Raw genomic sequence first — 21,932 nt, forward strand, 5'->3', positions numbered from 1 at the left:
CCGTCCACCAAACTAGGGAGAGCTTCTCTTGGATCACCTGGCCTGTTTCGCCCCCGAGGATCTGCAGTCCGCCTCAGGCCCCGACCTGCAGAACTACCAATGGCGCCTGCTGGCGCAGGGGGATTCCTGGTTCTCCACCGCCCAGGCCAAGCTCAGCGCCCATGCGAACCTGCTCCAGGAGCTGGTGCTGTCCAAACCCACCGTCGCGATCAACTGCGCCGGCCAGCGCGAGAGCCTGTCCAAGGTCGTCGAGCTGGAATCCGCCCCCGACTTCGTGCGGCTGCTCACCGCCGCGGACGCCCCGGTCTGGGACGGCATCCTGCTGTCCGTGGGCGGCAATGACCTGATCAAGGCCGCCCAGACCCCCACGCAGATCGATGGCGCCGAGGTGCCGCTGCACCAGCGCCTGCTGCGCCGCCAGACCGAGTGGGGCCCGCCCTCCGCCGGCGTCGGCCGCTACTTCTCCGAGCCCGGCTGGGAGACCTACGCCGCCTACATCAAGGCCAACGTGCGGCACCTGCTGTCGCTGCGGGACCAGGGCCCGTCGGCGGGCAAGCCGCTGTTCATGCACTGCTACGCCGTGCCGATGCCCCGCCCGGCCGGGGCCGAGGATGCCGGTCACGGTCCCTGGCTCTATCCCGCGCTGAAGGCCTACGCCATCCCGGCGGCGGACTGGGCGGCGGTCAGCCGGCTGATGGTCATGCACCTGGCGCAGCTGCTCAAGACGGCGATGGCCGACAAGGAGCAGTTCCCGGGCCTGTTCGTGTTCGACTCGACCGCCGTGCCGCTGGCCGCGGCCGCGCCTGGCGCCAGTGGCATCAGCGGCGACTGGCACAACGAGATCCACCTCAACCACAGCGGCTGCCTGAAGATCGGCCGCGCCTGGTCGGAACACATCGAGCAGGTGCTGACCACCGGCGGGCTCGTCGTCGCGACGCCCCCCAGCGGCCGGGGACGCGCCCGGCGCTGAGCGCAGGGGGTTGCCCCCCGGTGTTCACCAACAACAACGGCTCCCGAGGGAGCCGTCGTCAATTCTGGGGAGGACTTTCGGGGGATCCCCTGGCGCCTCAATGCTTGTCGCTGCGCGCGATGGCCAGCAGGCGCTCGAGTTCCTCGCGGTGCTCGACCTTGTTGTGCTGATGCCAGCGCCCCACCACCCACATGATCCCGGCGACCAGCAGCCCGAAGATCGTGATCGAGCCGAAGGCCGAGGTGCCGAAGCGGGTCAGCATCGTGTACAGCGCGCCCAGGCCCAGGATGCAGGCCTGCTCGTTGAAGTTCTGCACCGCGATCGACCGGCCCGCGCCCATCAGGTTGTGCCCGCGATGCTGCAGCAGCGCGTTCATCGGCACCACCAGGTAGCCGCCGATGCCGCCCAGCAGGATCAGGAAGGGGATGGCCAGGTAGAGGTTGTCGATGAAGTTCAGCACCAGCATCAGCAGGCCCATGCCGATGCCCAGCGGGATGACGCTGGTGGCCTTGTCCAGCTTGACCGCCACCGAGGCGACCACCGCGCCGACCGCGGTGCCGATGGCCACCACGCCCGCGAGCGCCGACGCCTGCGTCGTGCCGTAGCCCAGCGCCGCGGCGGCCCAGGCAAAGACGATGTAGCGCATGTTGCCCGACACACCCCAGAACAGCGTGGTCATGCCCAGCGAGATCTGGCCCAGCTTGTCCTGCCACAGCCGCGAGTTGCAGGCGGCGAACTCGCGCACCAGGTCGGTGGCGCTGTGCGCGATCGGCTGCAGCGGCGAGTCCGTCCGGGGAATGCGCAGGTTGAACAGCGCCGCGATGAAGTACAGCACCACCATGAAGGCGATGGCGGCCTCGGGCGCGGTGTCGATGCCGGTGTCGATGAACGGGACGTCGATCGCCAGCAGGACCGCCGACGCCTTGTCCCCGATCAGCTGACCGCCGAAGACGGCGCCCAGGATGATGGAGGCGATGGTCAGGCCCTCGATCCAGCCGTTGGCCTTGACCAGCTGCGACGGGGGCAGGAGCTCGGTCAGGATCCCGTACTTGGCCGGCGAGTAGGCCGCGGCGCCCAGGCCGACGATGGCGTAGGCGATCAGGGGGTGCACGCCCACCAGCATGCTCAGGCAGCCCAGCACCTTGATGGTGTTGGAGATGAACATGACCTTGCCCTTGGGTACCGCGTCGGCGAAGGCCCCGACGAAGGGCGCCAGCACGACGTAGAACAGCGCGAACATCGGCACCAGCGCGGCGCGTTGCCATTCAGCGGCGCCGCTGGTGCGGAGCAATTCCACGGCGGCGACGAACAACGCGTTATCAGCCAGCGAGCTGAAGAACTGCGCTGACATGATGGTGTAGAAGCCTTTTTTCATCGACCCGGCATACCTGGAACTGCGGTGATCACGCTGGGTCCACGGGGTGGGGAAAGGCAGCGCTGCGGCGGGTTTATAGCACGCGCTTGTTTTCGTAACAGACCTTCACGGGCTGACGTCTCTGTGCTATTTCGCACCGCTTTTCCGTGCGTCCGGCGCCCTCCCCCCTCGCACCTCGGCGGGGCGTGACACCGTTCATGCGCGGCACAATGCGCCTCATGCCGCGTCCGATCGAAGCCATCGTCCACCAGCCCGCGCTGGCCCACAACATCGCCCGCGCCCGGGATCTGGCCCCGGACGCGCAGGTTTTCGCCGTCGTGAAGGCCAACGCCTACGGGCACGGCATCGAGCGCGTGTTCGACGCGCTGCGCGGCGCCGACGGCTTCGCGCTGCTGGACCTGGACGAGGCCCAGCGGTTGCGCGACCTGGGCTGGCGCGGCCCGATCCTGCTGCTCGAGGGCTGCTTCGAGTCGCGCGACCTGGAGCTGTGCTCGCGGCTCAAGCTCTGGCATGCGGTGCATCACGAGCAGCAGGTCGACTGGCTGGCGATGCACAAGACGCACGAGCCGCACCGGGTGTTCCTCAAGCTCAACAGCGGCATGAACCGCCTGGGCTTCACGCCGAGCGCCTTCCGCGGGGCCTGGACGCGCCTGAACGCGCTGCCCCAGGTGGACGAGATCTCGCTGATGACGCATTTCTCGGATGCCGACGGTCCGCGCGGCATCGACCACCAGATGGCCGCCTTCGCGGAGGCCACCGCCGACCTGCCCGGCGCACGCTCGCTGAGCAACAGCGCCGCGATCCTGCGCCACAGCCAGGACCCGGCGGTGCGCGCGGACTGGGTGCGCTCGGGGATCATGACCTACGGCAGCGCGCCGGACTTCCCCGCGCACGACATCGCCCACTGGGATCTGAAGCCCACGATGACCCTGCGCGCCAAGGTCCTGGCCGTCCAGCACCTGAAGGCGGGCGACAGCGTCGGTTACGGCAGCAGCTTCGTGGCCTCGCGCGAGATGCGCATCGGCACGGTGTCCTGCGGTTATGCCGACGGCTACCCGCGCAGCGCGCCGCACGGCACGCCGGTGCTCGTGGGCGGTCAGCGCAGCACGACGGTGGGGCGGGTGTCCATGGACATGCTGGCGGTGGACCTGACGGACCACCCCAACGAGGGCGTCGGCAGCGAGGTGACGCTGTGGGGCCAGGGCCCCCGCGGCTCGGTGCTGCCGATCGACGAGGTCGCCCAGCCCGCCGGCACGATCGGCTACGAGCTGATGTGCGCGATCACGCGCCGGGTGCCGGTGCACCTCGAGACCCTGGGCTGAGCGCCCGGCCGGCGTCATGCAGCTGGACTGGACGCCGGCGGACTGGGAGCTGGAGATCACCGCGATCCGCGCCAGCGGCCCGGGCGGTCAGAACGTCAACAAGGTGAGCAGCGCGGTGCACCTGCGCTTCGACATCGCGCGCTCGACGTTGCCGGCGGTGATCAAGGCGCGGCTGCTGGCGCTCAACGATCAGCGCATCACGTCCGAGGGCGTCGTGGTGATCAAGGCGCAGGAGTCGCGCAGCCAGGAGCAGAACCGCGCCGACGCGGTCGCCCGGCTGATCGCGCTGGCGCAGAGCGTGGCGCACACGCCCAAGCCGCGGCGGGCGACGAAACCGACCTACGGCTCGCAGAAGCGCCGGCTGGAAGCCAAGACTCAGCGCGGCGACATCAAGGCCGGGCGCGGCAAGGTGCGCCTGGACTGAAGGGAGATCCATGTTCAAGGCATTCCGCATCCTGGTCCTGCTCGGGATCCTGGTGACGGTGGCGGGCACGACGCTGATCGCGCGCTGGCAGTCGCAGTCGTGGAAGCGGCCGCAGGTGGTGACGCTCTACCCGATCAGCGCCCAGGGCGACGCGGCGACCCAGGCCTACCTGGATCGGCTGGACGACGCCGCCTTCGCCGGATTGTCGAGCTACTTCCAGGCGGAAGCCGCGCGCTACGGGCTGCCGCTGGCGGAGCCGGTGCGGGTCGTGCTGGGCCGCCGCGTCCAGGTGCTGCCGCCAGCGGCGCCGCGCGACGCCGGTCCGATCGGGGCGATCTCCTGGAGCCTGCGCATGCGCTGGTGGGCCTGGCGCCAGACGCCCCCGAGTTCGCCGCGGCCGGACGTGAAGCTCTTCCTGATCTATCACCCGCCGGATTTCGAGGGCGCGGTGCCGCACTCGATCGGGCTGGAGAAGGGCCGGCTGGGGCTGGTGCACCTGTTCGCGTCCCGGGCGCAGCAGGCGCAGAACGAGGTCGTGATCGCGCACGAGGCGCTGCACACCTTCGGCGCGACGGACAAGTACGACCCGGCGACGCTGCTCCCGGTGTACCCGGCCGGTTATGCCGATCCGGGCCAGGAGCCCCGGTATCCACAGGCCCGTGCGGAGCTGATGGGCGGGCGGGTGCCGGTTCGTGAGGGCGAGGCGCGGATCCCGGCCAGCCTGCGCCAGACGGTGATCGGCCCGGAAACGGCGGCGGAGATCGGCTGGACGAAGTAACAGTCTGCACGCGCCCCCTGCGGATGCGGGGGTGCCCGGCCGCTTTGCAAAGCTGACACGCAGAGAATTCCGCCCGCTCAGGGAGGAATCAATGCACAAGAAGTTGAATGGGCGCACGCTCGCCGCGATGGCCGTGGCCGTCATGACCGCCGGGATATCCGCGCCAGCGATGGCCGAGCGTATCGAGCTGACCTTCACCGGCACGCTCACTGGCAGCTGGTCCACCATGTCCTGCTGGGGCTGCGAGATCCCGGCGCCGGTCGAGCAGCTGATCACACCGCTCAGCTTCTCCCAGACCTTGATCATCGAGATCGGCGGCGCCGCCAACATCAGCGGCACGTCCGTCTACGAGTACCCGGGACTGGACATCGACGGCCGGGACACGTGGAACGTGGACGGCGCGCAGACGATGGGACAGACGAACCGGTCGGGGATCGCACCGGCCTCGATCGCCCCGGCGGAACTGCTGTCCTGGGCAGGGGCTTCGCTGCCAGGCGGCCCGGCAGCGGAAGAGATCGCGGCGCGCCGCACGCGGATGCTGACGACCTACCCCGATGGCGCCGCGCCGGACCAGCGTCGTGATGTCTGGGACGCCTATCGCAGCCAGACCTGGTTGCAGGCGGACGGCTCGTACGTGGCGCAGAGCGTCCAGCTATTCCATTGGATGCCCTATCCCGTGACGGTCGGCAACGTGGGCGAGGCGCTGACGACGCGCCAGTTCGTCGAACGGCTGCAGAGCGACTTCTGGTGCACGGGCTGCCTGAATTCGCTGATCGTGAATGCCTCGACGGGCAACGACTCGTCCAGCAGGAACTTCTATTACTTCGGCGAGCTCACTGCGTTCAACGCGCGCGTGCTCAGCGCCTCCGCGGTGCCGGAACCGTCGACCTACGCGCTGATGCTGGCGGGCGTGGCGGTGATCGGCATGGCCGCGCGCCGGCGACGCAAGTCGGCCTGAGGCTCGCCCCGGCCCGCGGGAGCGGCCACCGCCAACGAACAGATTCATCGACCAACAGGGAGTTCCGGAGATGATCAAGCAAGCAACGGCCGTGGTGCTGAGCCTCGGGTTGGCTCAAACGGCAGCGATGGCGGCCGTCGACGCGACGCTCGACGGTTATTACATGACGAGCCTGAAGACGGTGGGCTGTCCTGCGCCCGCTGCCGATTGCTCGGGCTACACGCGCGATCTCGGGCTGCTGTTCCGCACCTTCAATCAGCCGTTCAGTTTCGAGAACGGCGTCACCCCCGGTCAACCGAGCTTCTCCACGCAGACCAGCTCGATGATCGACCCGGCGAGCGGGCGCCGTTACGACAACCTGTCGGCGACCCAGCATTACGCCAACTGGGTGACGACGGACCCGACCGCCGCGCAGGTGCCGCCCCTGTTCGCGCCCACGGCGAATCCCCTGGATGTCGCGGGTGCCGTGAGCACGGTCACCACCTCGGCCTTCCGCGACCGGACCGTGAGCGTGTGGTCGGACAGCGGGCAGGTCTTCCAGTCGAATGAGATCTGGACACTGCAGAGCACGCAGCGCTGGCAGGCCGCGGATGGCAGCACCTTCGAGCGCCTCATGACGCTGAGCGCCAGCGCCAGCTTTGCCGGCACTGTCGCGAACTATGACGATGCGCAGTCGCTCGACTACTTCGTGAGCCAGCTGGCGCGATCGACCTGCGTGATGTGCGTCCGCTTCAACCTGGGCGACACCTACGTGGCGTCCAACGGCGCGGTCAGCAGCACGCGCTTCACGGGCTTCGCCCATGTCACGTCGGTCACGCAGTCGGTCGCTGCGGTACCCGAGCCGTCGACCTACGCGCTGATGCTGGCCGGCGTGGGGGTGATCGGCGTGATGGCCCGCCGCAAGCGCGCGATCAGGTCCTGATTTCGTCGAGCAGGTCCGGGTGCCGGTCGAGCAGGCGTAGCAGCTTGATCAGCGCCAGCGGCGGCTGCGTCTTGCCGGTCTCGTAGCGAGAGAAGGCATTCACACCGCCGCCGAAGATTTCACCGGCCTCGCGTTGATCGAGTGAGAGCTTCTTGCGGACCTGCGCAATGAACGACGGGTCGACCTGCGCGGCGTTCACCTGCTTGGAGAAGTCTCGCATCAGCCGCATCACGCGGCCGGACTCCTCCATGTCCATCGTGACTTCGCCGCAGGACGGGCAGAAGTCCCCTGTGACCCCGGCGATGACGAGCGTCTCGCCCTTGTAGACATGCTCCACGTCTCGGACCCCGTGGACAGTCTTGGCGAACCCGCAGGCTGGACATTTCATTTCAAAGCTCCTTGTCGAGGAGCGAAGCCTGAGACCGGTGAGGAATCAGCGCCTTGCGAATGCGCAAGACACATCCGAGGTCCCCGCTTCAGCGGGAACTCGTCAGGACGTGGTCAGGCGGCGGGCGGCATCAGCTTTGCGGCCGCGTCGCCACGTAGATGCTGCCCAGGCACAGCACCATGCCGGCGATGGCGAGCGTGGTCGGGCGCCAGCCTTCGAAGATCGCCGAGATCCCAAGCGCGATCACCGGGATCACCACCCCGGTCAGCGCCGCCCGCGCCGTCCCCTGCCGCTGCGCCAGCTTGAAGTACAGGACGAACGCCACCACCGAGCCGAACACCGCCAGGTACAGCAGGCTCAGCACATACGACGAGGTCCACGCGAAGTTCAGGCCCTGCCCCGTCGCCACCGACATCCCCAGCAGGAACACCGACCCGTACCCCATGCTCCACGCCAGCACCGGCACCAGCGGCAGCCCGCGCCGGGTCAGCGTCAGCGTCAGCACGTTGCCCACGCAGGCGGCCAGCACCGCCGCCAGGCCGATCGCCAGGCCATAGGCCGCCGTCGGCCGCGCCCCCGTCGACGCGATCTCCGGCCAGAAGATCATCACGACCCCGGCCACCGCTCCCACCGACGCCGACAGGAATCGGCCCGACACCCGCTGGCCGAAGAAGATCCGCCCCGACAGCGCATTGCCGAACACCATCAGGCAGAACAGCACCGCCACCAGGCCGGTCGGAATGTGGCGCTCGGCCTCGTAGACGGAGAAGTAGTTGCCGCTGTACTGCACGATCCCCGTCGCCAGCATCAGCCCGTGCGCCGACAAGGGCAGCCGCAAGGACTGCCGCTGCCAGACCGCGAACGCCGCCAGCATCAGCGCGGCCAGCCCGAAGCGCCAGCCCACCGAGTTCAGGATCGGCACCCCCGACCCCAACTGGTACAGGATCACATGCCAGGTGCTGGCCCAGATCAGCGTGGGCCCCCAGAAGAGCGAGCGGTCGGAAACGGTGGACATCGTGTAGAGGGCGGAGAAACGAAGAAGCCGCCCGAGGGCGGCCTGTGGAAACGGTCAGCGGCGGACGCTCAGTCGGCCGCCTTCTTGAAGGTGGCCAGCAGCGCGCCGGCCCCCACGAAGAGCGACCCGAAGATGCGGTTCATCGCCTTGAGGTGGGATTCGGAGCGCAGCGCCCGCAGCACCCGCGCCGCCAGCAGCGTGTAACCGGCCATCACGACCGCGTCGGTGAAGGCCAGCGTCGCGCCGATCACCGCGTACTGCTGCGTCAGGCTCTGGTGCAGGTTCAGGAACTGCGGCACCACCGCCAGCAGGAACACCGTGCCCTTGGGGTTGACCGCGTTGATGCCCCAGCCGCGCAGCACGAGGTCCCGGCGCGAGATCTGCTTCGCGTCCGACTGCTCCGCCACCAGCGGCTTGGCCGGCGAGCGCCATTGCTGGATGCCCAGGTACACGAGGTAGGCCACGCCGGCCCACTTGACGACCGCGAAGGCCTGCTCGGAGGCCGCGATCAGCGCGCCCAGTCCCGCGCCCACCACCACGATCTGGGTCAGGATGCCCAGGATCAGGCCGATCGTCATGAAGTAGCCGCGCTGGAAGCCGTGATTCAGCCCGGCGCTCATCGCCGCGATGGCACCCGCGCCCGGCGACAGGCTGATGGCCCACGAGGCTGCGAAGAACCCCAGCCAGACTGACAACTCCATGATCGACTCCTTCGAAGGAGCCGAGTTGTAGCACGCCGCCCCTCGTCCGACGAAGGTCAGGGTTAACGCCGAAGCCGTCGTCATCGGGTCTTCCGCCGGTTATGCCCTTCGCCGCATTCGGAATGCGGCCGGGGCGGCGACGCTTCAATAATCCCGCGCCATGTCCGCCTCCGTCCTGCTCGCCGTCGTCGTCGCCTACTTCTCGCTGCTGCTGGCGGTGGCGTGGTGGACCTCGCGCCGCGCCGACAACGACAGCTTCTTCATCGGCAACCGCAACAGCCATTGGGGACTGGTGGCGTTCGGGATGATCGGCACCTCGCTCTCCGGGGTGACCTTCATCAGCGTGCCGGGCTCAGTCGGCACCGGCGCGTTCAGCTACTTCCAGATCATGCTGGGCCAGTTCGCCGGCTACGCGGTGGTCGCCTTCGTGCTGCTGCCGCTGTACTACCGGCTCCAGCTCAGCTCCATCTACCGCTACCTCGGCGCTCGGCTCGGCCTGGCGGCGCACCGCACCGGCGCCGGGTTCTTCATCCTGTCGCGCACGCTGGGCGCCACCGCGCGGCTCTACCTCGTCGTGCGCATCCTGCAGGACCTGGTGCTGGCCCAGTTCGGCATGCCGTTCTGGCTCAGCGCGGGGCTGGTGCTCGTGATGATCCTGCTCTACACGCTGGAAGGCGGCGTCAAGACCATCGTCTGGACCGACACCCTGCAGACCACCGGCATGCTCGGCGGCCTGGTGATCTGCGTCGTCTTCCTGCTCCACGCGATGGGCCTGGACCTGGCGGGCGGCTGGTCGGCGATGCGCGCCGCGGGCCTGGCCGAGGTCTTCGTCACCGACCCGACGAGCGCCTCGCACTGGGCCAAGCAGCTGCTGGCGGGCGCCGCGATCGCGGTGGCGATGACCGGTCTGGACCAGGAAATGATGCAGAAGAACATCTCGGTCAAGCGCCTGGCCGACGCGCAGAAGAACATGATGGTGATGGCGGCCATCATGACCGTCGTCGTGCTGCTGTTCCTGTTCCTGGGCGGACTGCTGAGCCTGTACGCACAGCAGCAAGGCATCGCCGCGCACGGCGACCGGCTCTTCCCGGCGGTCGTCATGGGCCACCTGCCGGGCTGGGTGCAGCTGATCTTCGTCGTGGCGCTGATTTCCGCGCTCTTCCCCAGCGCTGACGGCGCGATCACCGCCTTGACCTCCAGCACCTGCATCGACCTGCTGGGCATCCAGGAGCGCCGCGACTGGGACGAGGCCCGTCAGCGCCGCGTGCGCAAGGCCGTGCACCTGGGCTACGCCGCGCTGTTCCTGCTGCTGACGCTGGGCTTCCGCTGGCTGGACGACCCGAGCATGGTCGGTCTGATCCTCAAGCTGGCCGGCTACACCTATGGGCCACTGCTGGGCCTGTTCGCCTTCGGCATCCTGACGACGCGCCACCTGCGCTCGGGGGTGCTGCCGTGGATCGCGCTGGCCGCGCCCGCCCTGTGCTGGGTCATCGACGCCCATCAGGACACCCTCTTCGGGGCCTACCGAATGGGGTTGGAGCTGCTGCTGGTGAACGCCGCGCTGACTTTCGGGGGATTGTGGGCAGGTTCGCGACCGGCCGGTTATCCCCAGCGGCAGGCGGTTTGATCACAGATCGCCCCCAGATCACCCACACGTCGTCCACACCCCTCTCACGGCGAATCCACAGGCTTCTCAACAGGGTTGTCCACAGCATGAGCGGCGACAATCGCGCCCCATGGCTGCTCCGAAATCCCAATACGTCTGCTCCGACTGCGGCGCCACCAGCGCCAAGTGGCTGGGGCGCTGCCCCTCCTGCAGCGCCTGGAACACGCTCGTGGAGACCGCCGCCGAGCCCACCGGCGGCAAGAACCGCTTCCAGGCCCTGGCCCGCAGCCAGCCGGTGACCACGCTCTCCGAGATCGAGGCCCGCGACTTCGACCGCACTCCCACCTCGCTCGAGGAACTGGACCGCGTCCTGGGCGGCGGCATCGTCACCGGCGGCGTCGTGCTGATCGGCGGCGATCCCGGCATCGGCAAGTCCACGCTGCTGCTGCAGGCCATCGAGGCGCTGTCCAAGCAGATGAAGGTGCTGTACGTGACCGGCGAGGAATCCGGCGCGCAGGTCGCCATGCGCTCCCGGCGCCTGGGCCTGGACGGCTCGCAGGTGCGGGTGCTCGCCGAGATCGGGCTGGAGAAGATCCTCGCCACCATCGAGGTGGAACGGCCCGACTTCTGCGTGATCGACTCGATCCAGACGCTCTACTCCGAGCAGCTGTCCTCGGCGCCCGGCTCGGTCGCGCAAGTGCGCGAATGCGCCGCGCAGCTCACCCGCACGGCCAAGTCCAGCGGCTGCGCGATGGTGCTGGTCGGCCACGTGACCAAGGAGGGCGCCCTGGCCGGCCCGCGCGTGCTGGAGCACATCGTCGACACCGTCCTCTACTTCGAGGGCGACACCCACAGCAGCTACCGCCTGGTGCGCGCGATCAAGAACCGCTTCGGCGCGGTCAACGAGATCGGCGTCTTCGCGATGACCGAGAAGGGCCTCAAGGGCGTCACCAACCCGAGCGCCATCTTCCTGTCCACCCACGGCGAGCCGGTGCCCGGCTCCTGCGTGCTGGTCACGCTGGAGGGCACCCGGCCGATGCTGGTGGAGCTGCAGGCACTGGTGGACGGCGGCGGGCCCAACCCGCGGCGGCTGTCCGTCGGCCTGGAACGCGACCGGCTGGCGATGCTGCTCGCCGTGCTGCACCGCCATGCCGGCGTGGCGACGATGGACCAGGACGTCTTCGTCAACGCGGTCGGCGGCGTGCGCATCAGCGAACCCGCGGCCGACCTGGCCGTGCTGCTGGCCATCCAGAGCTCGCTGCGCGGCAAGCCGCTGCCCAAAGGCTTCATCGCCTTCGGCGAGGTCGGCCTGGCCGGCGAGGTCCGGCCCGCGCCCCGCGGTCAGGAACGGCTCAAGGAAGCGGCCAAGCTGGGCTTCTCGATCGCGGTCGTGCCGCAGGCCAACGCGCCCAAGAAGCCGATCGAGGGCCTGACGGTTCACGCGGTCGCGCGCATCGAGGACGCCATCGATGTCCTGCGCGGGATGTGACCGGGGACGGGCACGCCATCCGCAATCGCCGCAGCCGCCGGCGCGGTGGGCCGACGACAATGCGCGTTCCGCCCGATCCCGGCCTTCCCTGACCCCTTCCCCCTTCGGAGTTCCCCCCGCATGAACCGCCTCGCCGGCATCCTCCTCGCCATCGCCGCCATCGTCGTGGGCGCCGTCTTCTTCGGCTGGAAGGGCGCGATCCTGGGCCTGTCCTGCATCGTCTTCTTCCTGCTGATGCAGTTCTCGCAGCTGATGAAGGTCATGCGCACCGCACAGAACGCGCCGCTGGGCCATGTGGCCAGCGCCATCATGCTCAACGCGAAGCTGCAGGCCGGCATGAAGCTCGTGGACCTGATCCGGCTGTGCCGCTCGCTGGGCGTGAAGGTCGACGACAACACCTACCGCTGGACCGACACCGGCGGCGACGCCGTGGACGTCGTGATGGCCCAGGGCGCGGTCGCGAGCTGGACGCTGATCCGCGCCCAGTCGACCGAGCCGGAGTCGCCTTCCGACACCCCGGCCGCTTAAAATCCGCGACTTCGCAGCACCCCGGCCCCCACGCGGCCGAAAAGGAAGCCCCATGTCCCTGGACGATCGCGACGGCAAGATCTGGATGGATGGCGAGCTCGTGGACTGGCGCGACGCCAAGATCCACGTCCTCACCCACACCCTGCATTACGGCTGCGGCGCCTTCGAGGGCGTGCGCGCCTACCAGACCGACAAGGGCACCGCGATCTTCCGGCTGCGCGAGCACACCGAGCGCCTGTTCAACAGCGCCAAGATCCTGCGCATGAAGCTGCCGTTCACGATCGAGCAGGTCGAGGACGCGCAGAAGGCCGTGGTCCGCGAGAACAACCTGGCCAGCTGCTACCTGCGGCCGCTGACCTGGATCGGCAGCGAGAAGCTGGGCGTCAGCCCCAAGGGCAACAAGATCCACCTGATGGTCGCGGCCTGGGCCTGGGGCGCCTACCTGGGCGAGGAAGGCCTCAAGCGCGGCATCCGCGTCAAGACCAGCAGCTACACGCGCCACCACGTCAACATCACGATGACGCAGGCCAAGACGGTGTCCAACTACACCAACTCGATCCTGGCCAACATGGAAGCGACGGAGGACGGCTACGACGAGGCCCTGCTGCTGGACGCGTCGGGCTTCGTGTCCGAGGGCGCCGGCGAGAACCTCTTCATCATCAAGAACGGCGTCGTGTACACGCCGGACCTGTCCGCGGGCGCGCTCAACGGCATCACCCGCAACACCATCTTCGCGATCTGCCAGGACCTGGGCCTGAAGCTCGTGGAGAAGCGCATCACCCGCGACGAGGTCTACATCTGCGACGAGGCCTTCTTCACCGGCACCGCCGCGGAAGTCACGCCGATCCGTGAGCTCGACCGCATCGAGCTCGGCATCGGCAGCCGCGGCCCGATCACCGAGAAGATCCAGTCGGCCTTCTTCGACATCGTCAACGGGCGCAATCCGAAGTACGCGCACTGGCTGACGCTGGTCTGACTCTTCCCCCTAGCGCCCTCCGCCACCCCGCCGCCAGCCCGCCGCACGAGCGGCAGCCCGCCTTCAAGAACAAGATCATGAGCACCAACACCACCGCCCCCAAGGCCATCGTCGAAGTCACCGCGCAGGACCTGCAAGGTCCGGGCGTCGTCTTCTGCCCCAATCCCAAGATGCCGCTGTGGAGCAACCACCCGCGCGTCTACATCGACCTGAGCCACGGCGGTGAAGGCACCTGCGCGTACTGCGGCACGCAGTACAAGCTCAAGGCCGGCGAGCACCTGCCCTCCGGTCACTGATTCCCCGCGGCCCCCTCAAGGGGGCCGTGTCACAGCCCGCTCTCCTGACAAGGAACGACATGGTGCGCAAGCCTCAGACCGCGTTGCTGCTGGCCACTCCCGAGGACACCGAAGCGCAGTTCTACGAGGCCTTGCAGGCCGGCGACCTGGAACGGCTGATGGCCGTCTGGGGCGATGAGGACGAGATCTGCTGCGTCCATCCGGGCGGGCCGCGCGTTGTCGGCGTCGCAGCCATCCGGGCCAGCTTCGAGCAGATCTTCGCGCGCGGCTCCATCCCGGTCCACCCGGAGTGCCAGCGAAGACTCGTCAATGGCGAGACCGCGATCCACCAGGTGCTGGAGCGCGTGGAGATCACCGACGAGGACGGCACCCAGAGCGCCTGGGTCGTCGCCACCAATGTCTATCTGAAGACGGCGCTGGGCTGGCGCATGGTCGCGCACCACGCGAGCCCGGGGACGTCGCAGGACGTGAAGCAGGAACTGTCGATCGTGGCCGTGGGCGCACCGACGACCCTGCATTGAAAGAGGTCCGCTGATGCAGTACCAGGCGCCTCCCTGGTTGCCCGGAGGCCATGCCCAGACGATCTGGCCCGTGCTGTTCGCGCGCCGCTTCGACGGCGCGGCACCGCGCTTCCGCCGTGAACGCTGGGACACGCCGGATGGCGATTTCGTCGACGTCGAATGGCTCGCCGACGATAGCCCGATCACGTCCGCCGAAGGTCCGGAGCGCCCGCTGCTGGTGCTGTTCCACGGCCTGGAGGGCTCGGTCGACAGCCAGTACGTGCAAGCCTTCGCCGCGGTCGCGCAACGGCGCGGCTGGGCCTTCGCGATGCCCTACTTCCGGGGGTGCTCGGGGGAGATCAACCTCGCCCCGCGGGCCTACCACTCGGGGGATTACGCCGAGATCGGCTGGATGCTGACGCAGTTCCGCGCGCGGCACCGCGGTCCGATGATCGCGGCGGGTGTCTCGCTGGGCGGCAATGCGCTGCTGCGCTGGGCGCAGGAAGCGGGCGAGACCGCCGCCGAGACCGTCAGGGCGGTGAGCTCGATCTGCTCGCCGCTGGACCTGACCGCCGCCGGCCACGCGATCGGCAAGGGCTTCAACCGGCTGGTCTACACCCGCATGTTCCTGCGCACGATGATGCCGAAGGCGATGAACAAGCTGAAGCAGCATCCGGGGCTCTTCGATGCGGAGCGGATGCGGCGGGTGCGCGATCTTTATGAGTTCGACAATCTCTTCACCGGCCCGCTGCATGGCTTCCGGGATGTCGACGATTACTGGCTGCGCGCGTCGGCCAAGCCGCATCTGGCCCGCATCCGCGTGCCGGCGCTGGTGCTGAACGCGCGCAACGACCCGTTCGTGCCGGCGCACAGCTTGCCCGAGCAGAGCCATGTAGGTGCCCATGTGACGCTGTGGCAGCCGCGCGAGGGCGGACATGTGGGCTTCCCTTCGGGGCGGCCGCCGGGTCATGTGCGCACGATGCCGGAGCGGGTGACCGACTGGCTGGCGATGCGGCTCTGAGCGCGAGTGGCGACTGGCGACTGGCGCCGCGACGGAAAGGACAACAGATGGACGCGATCGTCGAAGCCGCGTTGAAGAAGTGGCCCAACGTGCCGCATTGCTACGGCTGGCTGGCGCTGGACGCGCGCGGCGACTGGTACATGCGCGACGAGCGCATCCAGGCGGCGGGCCCCTTCCCGCAGGTCAAGGGCAGCCGCATCCTCCACGACAAGCTGATCGGCTTCATCGAGCGCAATTACGCCGTGGACGATCAGGGCGCGTGGTTCTTCCAGAACGGACCGCAACGGGTCTATGTGCAGCTGGAGGCGGCGCCCTGGGTCTGGCGCCTGCAGCCGGATGGGCGCGTGCTCAGCCACACCGGGCGCGAGGCGCAGGTGTCCGCCGCGGTGCTCGATGAACACGACCGTCTGTTCCTGGAGGCCGATCTCGGCCTGGGGCTGGTCCACACGCAGGACATGGGGCCGGCGGCTGACGCGATCGAACGCGGGCAGTGGGCGATGACGTCGACCACGCATGCAGCGCTCATCGCGCGCTTCGGGGTGATGCTCGAGCCAGCGGCGCCGGGGTCGCGCTGAGGCTGAAGCGTTCAGGCTGAAGGGTTCAGCCTGAGGCGCTCAGGTCGGGCCCGCAGGCCCGAGACTCCGAACCCGCGTTACTGCGAGGCGGCCGAGGCCGGTGCCGACGCACCGGCGTCCGCGCCGGAGGCGGCTGCCGCGGGCAGCTTGGGCTCGTCGAACTTGGCGCCGCCCTGATTGGCCATGTAGGTGACGGCGCGGGAGATCTCGAAGTCGCTGAAGTCGCCGCCGCCCTGCGGGCCCATGTTGCCCTTGCCCTTGAGGGCCGAGTGCACCAGGGTGTCGAAGCCGGTCTTCACGCGGGGGCCCCAGGCGTCGTGGTCGCCCAGCTTGGGAGCGCCGGCGGCGCCGGTCGCGTGGCAGGCCGCGCATTGCGCCTGGAACACTTGCTCGCCGGTCTTCATCGCGGCGGGATTGGACAGGTCCTTGAGCTCGATGCTGCCCACCGGGAGGATGCGGGCCGCGACGGCCTGAGGCTCGAGGCCCGAGCCGCCGGCGCCGGGCTTGATCTCGCTGGACACGTAGTTGGCGAGCATCACGATGACGAGGATCGGGATGACGAACGCGAAGAAGACCGCGACCGCGAGTTGCTTGGGCGTCTTGATCGGGCCCTCGTGGGCATCGTGACCTTCAGCGTGCGAGTCCTGGGCGTGGGCGTGGTCCTGGGTTCCGCTCATGAATTCCTCGTGGATCGAATCGACTACGGCAGAAGCGAGTCCGCTTTTCGGAGGGGTTCGGCGAACCGGGCGGCCCTCGGAAAAGCGGACGGGGGGACAGCAAGTCGGCGCAGTATACGCAGCCCCCTGTCGCCCCACCCTGGGGCTTTCGTCAAGGTCGGCACGTCGGCGGGGCAGGTGTTGCGCGAACGTCGCGCTGCGGTTCGCGATCGTTCCATCTCAGGCTGCGAGACTGGTTTGGGGCGGCGAGGTCCAGAACGAGGCTAGAATGCGCGCTTCCCATGGCGACCGTGGTGAAGTGGATATCATTGGGCCCTCCGAAGGCTTAGTCGCAAGTTCGATTCTTGCCGGTCGCACCAGAACACCGAGAAGCCGGTTGTCACGACGAGTGACAACCGGCTTTTTCATTGGCTGTCTGGAAGTCCGCGGGCAGTTGGCCGCCCCGACGGCGGGCACCACCCTCCAATGGTGGTCATCGCACCTGCACATTCCCTCCATCGAGCGCCGCCATTTGTGCGATTGAACGCCGGGCGCATTTCCCTAGAGTTCCTCCCCTCGCCGTCACGCATGACCTGTCTGGGCATGTGCGGCGTCGACATCGCGTCAGCTCGGAGGTCGTTGAATGGAACTGCTCAAGGAAAACTGGATCCGGTTGGCTTATGGCTCGGCGGCACTGCTCAGCGAATGCCTGCTGCTGATCGATCGCATCAACGACGACCTCATCGACAACCGGCGAGACACGGCGCTCCAGTGCGTTCAACAGGCGCGTCGGTCCTTCCTTCGCGCGATGCCGCCCAGCGCCGCCGCCGATGCGTTGTGCGAGGAGCTCAGTGAACTCGAGGCGCACCTTCAAGGCGCCATCCGATCCAACGATCGACAGGCCCGCCTGTCAAAGCGGGTGCTGACCGAGATCCAGGAGCATTCCCTGAAGGTCAAGCAGTCCTTTGAGCACCTGATCTCAGGTAGGAGTGAACCCCATGTTTCCTGAAAAGATCCGACACTTCGTCGCTGCATTGGTGCGGCGGACCGAAGCCAGCGAGTTGCTTTGGAAGTACGACTACTTCGATGCCGTCTTCTGCACGGAGAAGGATTTCTCCGCCCGACTTCTCTTCTCTCAGAACAGCCGTGACTGCTGTACGCAGTTCGTGCTGATCTATCGCGACGCCGAGCACAACGATTACGACTTCTGCGTCACCAGCGAGGACGCGGACCTCAGCGACTTCCAGCTCGCGCGGCAACTGTTCGACACCGCCAGGGCCAGTGGGATGGCCCTGCCCTTCTGACTCCGACCCCTCAGCCCAGCGCATACTGCCCCCTCCCGGACCTGAGGCCCACCTGCCATGCGCCTGCTCCTCCTCGGCGGCACCGTCTTCCTCGGTCGCCACGTCATCGACGCCGCGCTCGCGCGCGGGCACACGGTCACGATGCTCAATCGCGGGCGGCATGGCGCGGGCCTGTTCCCCGACGTCGAGCGCCTCATCGGCGATCGGGACGGGGACATGAGCGCCTTGCGCGGCCGTGACTTCGATGCCGTCATCGACTGCTCGGCGTTCAACCCAGCGCAAATCGAGCGCAGCCTCGCGGCGCTGGACACCGGCACGCCGCACGTCGTGTTCGTCTCCTCGATCTCCGCGCATGCGTCCTTCCCGCCGCATCAGGTCTTCGACGAATCCGCGCCGCTCGCGCCCGGCCACGACGGCTACGGGCCGCTGAAGGCGCGTGCCGAGGAAGCCCTCACCCGCGCGCTGCCCGAGCGGCATGCGATCGTGCGGCCCGGACTGATCGTCGGCCCGCATGATCCGACCGGCCGCTTCACCTACTGGCCGATGCGCATCGCCCGCGGCGGTGAGGTCCTCGCCCCCGGCAGACCGGAACGCCCAGTCCAGGTCATCGATGCCCGAGATCTCGCAGTGTTCTGCCTGACCTTGGCGGAATCACGAATCCGCGGAACCTTCAACGCGGTGGGTCCTCCGCTGACGATGGCGGCCTTGCTCGACGCGTGCCAACGCACGGCTCCGGACAGCAACGCCCGGCTGTCTTGGAAACCCGACGCGATGCTGCAGGTCCTCGGCGTCGCGCCCTGGACGGGACTCCCGCTGTGGCTGCCCGAGGACGATCCCACGTTCGGCGGCATGCTGCTGGGCGATGCGTCGCGCGCGGTGGCAGCCGGTCTGTCCACCCGTCCGATCGACGACACCGTGGCCGACACGCTCGCCTGGGCCCGCGCACCGCGCGAACCCGGCTGGGACGACAGCAAGCTCGTGGCCACGCTCCCGCCTTCGCGCGAGGCCGAGATCCTCGCCGGGCCGAAGCCGGCGATGGATCCCGCGTCGATCACGACAACCTGAACACCGAGATCGCCGCAGACAGGCGCTGCGACTGATCCTTCAGGCTCTCCGCCGCGGACGCCGCTTCCTCGACCAGCGCAGCGTTCTGCTGCGTCATCTGGTCCAGATGACCCACCGCGGCGTTGACCTGGTTGATGCCGTCGCTCTGCTCCTGCGAGGCAGCGCGGATCTCCGCGATGATGTCCGTCACCCGCTGCACGCTCGTCACGATGTCCGTCATCGTCGACCCGGCATCGCTGACCAGCCTCGATCCCGACTCCACCCGGTCGACGCTCGTGGCGATCAGCGTCTTGATCTCCTTGGCAGCCTCCGCGCTGCGCTGCGCGAGCGAGCGCACCTCGCCGGCCACCACCGCGAATCCCCGTCCCTGCTCGCCCGCCCGCGCGGCCTCCACCGCCGCGTTCAGCGCCAGGATGTTGGTCTGGAAGGCGATCCCGTCGATCACACCGATGATGTCGGCGATGCGGCGCGAGCTGTCGCTGATCTCGCCCATGGTCGCCACGACCTGACCCATCACCGATCCGCCACGCTGCGCGGTCTCGGCCGCCGACCCGGCGAGCTGGTTGGCCGTCGTGGCCGCATCGGCGGCCTGCCGCACCGTGCCGGTCAGCTGCGTCAGCGAGGCCGCCGCCTGCTGCAGGTTGGACGCCGTCTGCTCGGTGCGCGCCGACAGGTCCATGTTGCCCGTGGCGATCTCCGCGCTCGCCGTGCTGATGCTGTCCGTGGACCCGCGCACCTCGCCGATGAGCTTCAGCAGCGAGCCCTGCATTGCATCCAGCGAGCGCAGCAGCTGCCCGGTCTCGTCCGAGCCGGTGGTCACGATGCGGCCGCTCAGGTCGAATCGCGCGATCGCGTCGGCAACCTGCGCCGCCTGTCCCAGCGGCCGGGTGATCGAGCGCGACAGCCACATCGCCAGCGCGCCGCCCGCGGCCAGCGCCACGAGCCCGAACACCACGAGCGCCACGCGGGCCCGCTGATTGGTCGCGGCGACCGAGGCCATCGCGGCGTCGAGCTGGTCGCGCTGCATCTGCACCACCGTGCGGATCGCCTCCAGGTAATCGCCCGAGGCCTTCTGGAATTGCTCGTCGAAGAGCTGCCGGGCGCGGGTCATGTCGCCCTGCTTCTTCGCCTCGGTGATGCTGTCGCGCACCTGCAGATAGACCTTGCGCCGCTCGCTGACCTTCTCGAAGCTCGACCGCTCCTCGGCGGAGGTCAGCAGCGTGTCCAGCTTTTCCTGCAGCTCGGTGGACACCTTGGTCGACGTGGCCGCGGCCTGCGTGAAGAAGGTGGCCAGGTTGGGGTCGGCGCTGACCGCGATCGCGGTCGTTCGGGTCGTGCCGTTGAACACGTTCCGGTACCAGTCCGAGGCGACGCGTTCGGTGACGATCGCGTCGCGGTACATCGCCTCGGTCTGCGCCGCGACGCGGCTCAGGCCCCAGTACCCCAGCGCCGATCCGATCAGCGCGATGACAAGCACGCCCGACTGGACCAGACCCAGTCGTCGCCCAATGGACCCGCGAGCATTCGCGTTGGACATCATGTTGTTGGCTCCTCGGTCGCCGGTCCGAAGGGAGATCGGTTCGCGACGCCCGATGCCATGTTGTCACTTCGGCCCGGGCGACGCCACCGCCCGGCCGGGCGAGGCGTCACGTGGGCATCCCCTCATTGCTGGGGATGGACACGACCCTCCTCGCGCTCGCGTTCCTCCTGCTGGCGCTTGCGCTTCTCGTGCTCCTTGTCGCGCTCCTTGGCTTGTTCCTTGGCCTGTGCCTTCGCTTGCGCATTGGCTTGACCCATCTCCCGCGCCCTTGCCTTCTCCTCGTTCCGCTCCTCGTAGCGCTGCTCCCTTCGTTCCCGGTCCTGCGATTGCGCGCGTTGCTCTTCCCTTGCATGCCAGTCCTGCGCATGGGGGTCGTGGGCCACGGGTTGCGGCTGCGGCTGCGGCTGCGGTTGCGGTTGAGATTGATGCGGCGGCGCGAGCGCTTGCGAGGGCGCCGGCTGGGCACGGCCCATCGGCACGGGCGGCGCGTTCGAGGCGGGTGCAGCCGTGACCGGCACGGGCGCGCGTGGCGCGTGCTCGGCGGTCGGCATCGCCGCGGCCAGATGGGCGGCGGCGGGAACGTGGCCTTCGTAGGCCTGTCCATTCGCCGTGGTCCCGGGCGGCGCCACGATCGTCACGTTGGTGATGTTCGTGACGTTCCGGACGTCGGTCGTGTTGTGCACGTCGACGTTGTTGATCGTGGAGTTCTGCTGGACGCGCATGCCGACCCGCGTCACGGGCGGCGCGCTTACGACGACCGCGGGCGGCGTGCCCACGGGCGCCGGCACGATCAGGCCCGCGCGAGATCCCGGCGGCGGGGGAACGAACACCCCCATCGGTCCGACCGGCCTCACCCCGCCGCCGATCGCCACCTGCACCGACAGGTGCAGCCCGGGCGGCGGCGGCACGAAGGCCACGCCATGCGCCGCCCAGAAGCCCGACACGAACACGACCGCGCCGTCACGATGCTCGTAATACGGCTGCACCCACACGTAGTCCGGCCGTGGTGGCGGGCTCCACCGGCCCGAGCACCATACCCACCGACCCTGCCAGCCCCAGTAGCCGCCGGTCCAGACGGCGCCAGGGAACGGTTGCGGCGGTGGCACCTCCACCAGCATCGGTGGCGGGGCGACGTCGATCAGCACGGGCTCGGGCTGCACCAGCGGCGGCTCGACGTAGACGCTGACGACGGGCGCGGGTGGAGGCGGAGGCGGTGGGGTAGGCAGCGGTGTCCAACCCGGTGCGACGCGCACATCAGCCTGGACCGAGGTGTGCCGCGGTGCCGCGCAGCCGACCAGGAGCGCCGAGACGCTGACTGCGGCGGTGATCGCGGCGGTCGTGGCCGCCGCGGTGAATCGGAGACGGAGAGCAGGACGCATGGGGGGCCTTCGATGGGAGGAACATGTCCGGCCAACGCGCTCGCCATGCCCTCGTTGACCCCCTTCGGTGGCCCTCGGTATCGGGCTGTAAGCAGCATCAAGAACGGGTCAAACCCCGATGAAATCGGCGTTCAAGGCCAACGC

Annotated in this window: 24 protein-coding genes and 1 tRNA gene; 18 read left to right on the forward strand and 7 right to left on the reverse strand. The window is 68.7% G+C overall.

Annotated features, from left to right (window positions below; genetic code table 11):
- Positions 1 to 28: 28 nt before the first annotated feature.
- Positions 29 to 970 (forward strand): hypothetical protein, encoded by a 942-nt coding sequence (locus ACNI65_RS22700; protein WP_416759569.1) that lies wholly within the window; start codon positions 29 to 31, stop codon positions 968 to 970.
- A gap of 97 nt (positions 971 to 1,067) precedes the next feature.
- On the opposite strand, the gene lplT is transcribed toward ACNI65_RS22700, so the two are convergent.
- Positions 1,068 to 2,345, reverse strand: coding sequence for a lysophospholipid transporter LplT (lplT, locus tag ACNI65_RS22705; protein WP_416759570.1), 1,278 nt, complete (start codon positions 2,343 to 2,345; stop codon positions 1,068 to 1,070).
- A gap of 218 nt (positions 2,346 to 2,563) precedes the next feature.
- Here lplT and alr point away from each other — a divergent pair, with 218 nt between their 5' ends.
- The 5 genes from alr (at position 2,564) to ACNI65_RS22730 (ending at position 6,749) form a co-directional block, all read left to right on the forward strand.
- Positions 2,564 to 3,667: an alanine racemase gene (gene alr, locus ACNI65_RS22710; RefSeq protein WP_416759571.1), complete on the forward strand. Its 1,104-nt coding sequence runs from the start codon at positions 2,564 to 2,566 to the stop codon at positions 3,665 to 3,667.
- Positions 3,668 to 3,683: 16 nt separating this feature from the next.
- Entirely contained in the window at positions 3,684 to 4,091 is a 408-nt protein-coding gene (gene arfB / locus ACNI65_RS22715) for an alternative ribosome rescue aminoacyl-tRNA hydrolase ArfB (protein ID WP_416759572.1), read from the forward strand.
- Positions 4,092 to 4,101: 10 nt separating this feature from the next.
- Positions 4,102 to 4,869 (forward strand): hypothetical protein, encoded by a 768-nt coding sequence (locus tag ACNI65_RS22720; RefSeq protein WP_416759574.1) that lies wholly within the window; start codon positions 4,102 to 4,104, stop codon positions 4,867 to 4,869.
- Between the two features lie 91 nt (positions 4,870 to 4,960).
- Positions 4,961 to 5,827 carry a PEP-CTERM sorting domain-containing protein gene (locus ACNI65_RS22725; protein WP_416759583.1) on the forward strand — a complete coding sequence of 289 codons (867 nt, stop codon included), beginning with the start codon at positions 4,961 to 4,963 and terminating at the stop codon, positions 5,825 to 5,827.
- A gap of 70 nt (positions 5,828 to 5,897) precedes the next feature.
- On the forward strand, positions 5,898 to 6,749 hold the full coding sequence (locus tag ACNI65_RS22730) for a PEP-CTERM sorting domain-containing protein (RefSeq protein ID WP_416759585.1): 852 nt from the start codon (positions 5,898 to 5,900) through the stop codon (positions 6,747 to 6,749).
- Here the strand turns inward: ACNI65_RS22730 and ACNI65_RS22735 are convergent.
- From ACNI65_RS22735 to ACNI65_RS22745, 3 genes are all read right to left on the reverse strand, one after another.
- On the reverse strand, positions 6,739 to 7,137 hold the full coding sequence (locus ACNI65_RS22735) for a type II TA system antitoxin MqsA family protein (protein ID WP_416759586.1): 399 nt from the start codon (positions 7,135 to 7,137) through the stop codon (positions 6,739 to 6,741). The two genes, ACNI65_RS22730 and ACNI65_RS22735, sit on opposite strands and share 11 nt — an antisense overlap.
- 130 nt (positions 7,138 to 7,267) lie before the next feature.
- Positions 7,268 to 8,152: a DMT family transporter gene (locus ACNI65_RS22740; RefSeq protein WP_416759588.1), complete on the reverse strand. Its 885-nt coding sequence runs from the start codon at positions 8,150 to 8,152 to the stop codon at positions 7,268 to 7,270.
- A 68-nt stretch (positions 8,153 to 8,220) separates the two neighbouring features.
- Positions 8,221 to 8,853, reverse strand: a complete 633-nt coding sequence (locus ACNI65_RS22745; protein WP_416759590.1) for a LysE family transporter — start codon at positions 8,851 to 8,853, stop codon at positions 8,221 to 8,223.
- 160 nt (positions 8,854 to 9,013) lie between these two features.
- Here ACNI65_RS22745 and ACNI65_RS22750 point away from each other — a divergent pair, with 160 nt between their 5' ends.
- From ACNI65_RS22750 to ACNI65_RS22785, 8 genes are all read left to right on the forward strand, one after another.
- Positions 9,014 to 10,480, forward strand: a complete 1,467-nt coding sequence (locus ACNI65_RS22750) for a sodium:solute symporter (protein ID WP_416759592.1) — start codon at positions 9,014 to 9,016, stop codon at positions 10,478 to 10,480.
- Between the two features lie 109 nt (positions 10,481 to 10,589).
- Positions 10,590 to 11,948: a DNA repair protein RadA gene (radA, locus tag ACNI65_RS22755; protein WP_416759594.1), complete on the forward strand. Its 1,359-nt coding sequence runs from the start codon at positions 10,590 to 10,592 to the stop codon at positions 11,946 to 11,948.
- A gap of 120 nt (positions 11,949 to 12,068) precedes the next feature.
- Positions 12,069 to 12,476, forward strand: coding sequence for a hypothetical protein (locus tag ACNI65_RS22760; protein WP_416759596.1), 408 nt, complete (start codon positions 12,069 to 12,071; stop codon positions 12,474 to 12,476).
- A 52-nt stretch (positions 12,477 to 12,528) separates the two neighbouring features.
- Complete coding sequence (locus ACNI65_RS22765; RefSeq protein ID WP_416759598.1) at positions 12,529 to 13,452, forward strand: branched-chain amino acid transaminase; 924 nt, start codon at positions 12,529 to 12,531, stop codon at positions 13,450 to 13,452.
- A gap of 77 nt (positions 13,453 to 13,529) precedes the next feature.
- On the forward strand, positions 13,530 to 13,748 hold the full coding sequence (locus ACNI65_RS22770; RefSeq protein ID WP_416759600.1) for a zinc-finger domain-containing protein: 219 nt from the start codon (positions 13,530 to 13,532) through the stop codon (positions 13,746 to 13,748).
- A 59-nt stretch (positions 13,749 to 13,807) separates the two neighbouring features.
- Positions 13,808 to 14,269 carry a YybH family protein gene (locus tag ACNI65_RS22775; RefSeq protein ID WP_416759602.1) on the forward strand — a complete coding sequence of 154 codons (462 nt, stop codon included), beginning with the start codon at positions 13,808 to 13,810 and terminating at the stop codon, positions 14,267 to 14,269.
- Positions 14,270 to 14,282: 13 nt separating this feature from the next.
- Positions 14,283 to 15,269, forward strand: coding sequence for a YheT family hydrolase (locus ACNI65_RS22780; RefSeq protein ID WP_416759603.1), 987 nt, complete (start codon positions 14,283 to 14,285; stop codon positions 15,267 to 15,269).
- Between the two features lie 47 nt (positions 15,270 to 15,316).
- Positions 15,317 to 15,844: a DUF2946 family protein gene (locus tag ACNI65_RS22785; RefSeq protein ID WP_416759605.1), complete on the forward strand. Its 528-nt coding sequence runs from the start codon at positions 15,317 to 15,319 to the stop codon at positions 15,842 to 15,844.
- 77 nt (positions 15,845 to 15,921) lie between these two features.
- Here ACNI65_RS22785 and ACNI65_RS22790 read toward each other — a convergent pair whose 3' ends face one another.
- Complete coding sequence (locus ACNI65_RS22790; RefSeq protein WP_416759607.1) at positions 15,922 to 16,521, reverse strand: c-type cytochrome; 600 nt, start codon at positions 16,519 to 16,521, stop codon at positions 15,922 to 15,924.
- Between the two features lie 284 nt (positions 16,522 to 16,805).
- Here ACNI65_RS22790 and ACNI65_RS22795 point away from each other — a divergent pair.
- The 4 genes from ACNI65_RS22795 to ACNI65_RS22810 all read left to right on the forward strand — a co-directional run bounded on the left by ACNI65_RS22795 (position 16,806) and on the right by ACNI65_RS22810 (position 18,869).
- A tRNA-Arg gene (locus ACNI65_RS22795) sits at positions 16,806 to 16,880 on the forward strand.
- Positions 16,881 to 17,143: 263 nt separating this feature from the next.
- Positions 17,144 to 17,509, forward strand: a complete 366-nt coding sequence (locus ACNI65_RS22800; protein WP_416759609.1) for a hypothetical protein — start codon at positions 17,144 to 17,146, stop codon at positions 17,507 to 17,509.
- Positions 17,499 to 17,804: a hypothetical protein gene (locus ACNI65_RS22805; RefSeq protein ID WP_416759611.1), complete on the forward strand. Its 306-nt coding sequence runs from the start codon at positions 17,499 to 17,501 to the stop codon at positions 17,802 to 17,804. Before ACNI65_RS22800 ends, ACNI65_RS22805 begins: the two co-directional genes overlap by 11 nt.
- A gap of 57 nt (positions 17,805 to 17,861) precedes the next feature.
- Positions 17,862 to 18,869: an NAD-dependent epimerase/dehydratase family protein gene (locus ACNI65_RS22810; RefSeq protein WP_416759613.1), complete on the forward strand. Its 1,008-nt coding sequence runs from the start codon at positions 17,862 to 17,864 to the stop codon at positions 18,867 to 18,869.
- Here ACNI65_RS22810 and ACNI65_RS22815 read toward each other — a convergent pair.
- On the reverse strand, positions 18,856 to 20,409 hold the full coding sequence (locus tag ACNI65_RS22815) for a methyl-accepting chemotaxis protein (RefSeq protein WP_416759615.1): 1,554 nt from the start codon (positions 20,407 to 20,409) through the stop codon (positions 18,856 to 18,858). The two genes, ACNI65_RS22810 and ACNI65_RS22815, sit on opposite strands and share 14 nt — an antisense overlap.
- A 122-nt stretch (positions 20,410 to 20,531) precedes the next feature.
- Complete coding sequence (locus tag ACNI65_RS22820; protein ID WP_416759617.1) at positions 20,532 to 21,788, reverse strand: hypothetical protein; 1,257 nt, start codon at positions 21,786 to 21,788, stop codon at positions 20,532 to 20,534.
- Positions 21,789 to 21,932: the final 144 nt, after the last annotated feature.

The sequence above is a fragment of the Roseateles sp. So40a genome, assembly GCF_048081605.1.
Taxonomy (GTDB): Bacteria; Pseudomonadota; Gammaproteobacteria; order Burkholderiales; family Burkholderiaceae_C; genus Roseateles.

Bases quoted from the DNA above. Each gene is read 5' to 3' on its own strand.
- lplT (WP_416759570.1), bottom strand. From the start codon at position 2,345: ATGAAAAAAGGCTTCTACACCATCATGTCAGCGCAGTTCTTCAGCTCG.
- alr (WP_416759571.1), top strand. From the start codon at position 2,564: ATGCCGCGTCCGATCGAAGCCATCGTCCACCAGCCCGCGCTGGCCCAC.
- arfB (WP_416759572.1), top strand. From the start codon at position 3,684: ATGCAGCTGGACTGGACGCCGGCGGACTGGGAGCTGGAGATCACCGCG.
- ACNI65_RS22720 (WP_416759574.1), top strand. From the start codon at position 4,102: ATGTTCAAGGCATTCCGCATCCTGGTCCTGCTCGGGATCCTGGTGACG.
- ACNI65_RS22725 (WP_416759583.1), top strand. From the start codon at position 4,961: ATGCACAAGAAGTTGAATGGGCGCACGCTCGCCGCGATGGCCGTGGCC.
- ACNI65_RS22730 (WP_416759585.1), top strand. From the start codon at position 5,898: ATGATCAAGCAAGCAACGGCCGTGGTGCTGAGCCTCGGGTTGGCTCAA.
- ACNI65_RS22735 (WP_416759586.1), bottom strand. From the start codon at position 7,137: ATGAAATGTCCAGCCTGCGGGTTCGCCAAGACTGTCCACGGGGTCCGA.
- ACNI65_RS22740 (WP_416759588.1), bottom strand. From the start codon at position 8,152: ATGTCCACCGTTTCCGACCGCTCGCTCTTCTGGGGGCCCACGCTGATC.
- ACNI65_RS22745 (WP_416759590.1), bottom strand. From the start codon at position 8,853: ATGGAGTTGTCAGTCTGGCTGGGGTTCTTCGCAGCCTCGTGGGCCATC.
- ACNI65_RS22750 (WP_416759592.1), top strand. From the start codon at position 9,014: ATGTCCGCCTCCGTCCTGCTCGCCGTCGTCGTCGCCTACTTCTCGCTG.
- radA (WP_416759594.1), top strand. From the start codon at position 10,590: ATGGCTGCTCCGAAATCCCAATACGTCTGCTCCGACTGCGGCGCCACC.
- ACNI65_RS22760 (WP_416759596.1), top strand. From the start codon at position 12,069: ATGAACCGCCTCGCCGGCATCCTCCTCGCCATCGCCGCCATCGTCGTG.
- ACNI65_RS22765 (WP_416759598.1), top strand. From the start codon at position 12,529: ATGTCCCTGGACGATCGCGACGGCAAGATCTGGATGGATGGCGAGCTC.
- ACNI65_RS22770 (WP_416759600.1), top strand. From the start codon at position 13,530: ATGAGCACCAACACCACCGCCCCCAAGGCCATCGTCGAAGTCACCGCG.
- ACNI65_RS22775 (WP_416759602.1), top strand. From the start codon at position 13,808: ATGGTGCGCAAGCCTCAGACCGCGTTGCTGCTGGCCACTCCCGAGGAC.
- ACNI65_RS22780 (WP_416759603.1), top strand. From the start codon at position 14,283: ATGCAGTACCAGGCGCCTCCCTGGTTGCCCGGAGGCCATGCCCAGACG.
- ACNI65_RS22785 (WP_416759605.1), top strand. From the start codon at position 15,317: ATGGACGCGATCGTCGAAGCCGCGTTGAAGAAGTGGCCCAACGTGCCG.
- ACNI65_RS22790 (WP_416759607.1), bottom strand. From the start codon at position 16,521: ATGAGCGGAACCCAGGACCACGCCCACGCCCAGGACTCGCACGCTGAA.
- ACNI65_RS22800 (WP_416759609.1), top strand. From the start codon at position 17,144: ATGGAACTGCTCAAGGAAAACTGGATCCGGTTGGCTTATGGCTCGGCG.
- ACNI65_RS22805 (WP_416759611.1), top strand. From the start codon at position 17,499: ATGTTTCCTGAAAAGATCCGACACTTCGTCGCTGCATTGGTGCGGCGG.
- ACNI65_RS22810 (WP_416759613.1), top strand. From the start codon at position 17,862: ATGCGCCTGCTCCTCCTCGGCGGCACCGTCTTCCTCGGTCGCCACGTC.
- ACNI65_RS22815 (WP_416759615.1), bottom strand. From the start codon at position 20,409: ATGATGTCCAACGCGAATGCTCGCGGGTCCATTGGGCGACGACTGGGT.
- ACNI65_RS22820 (WP_416759617.1), bottom strand. From the start codon at position 21,788: ATGCGTCCTGCTCTCCGTCTCCGATTCACCGCGGCGGCCACGACCGCC.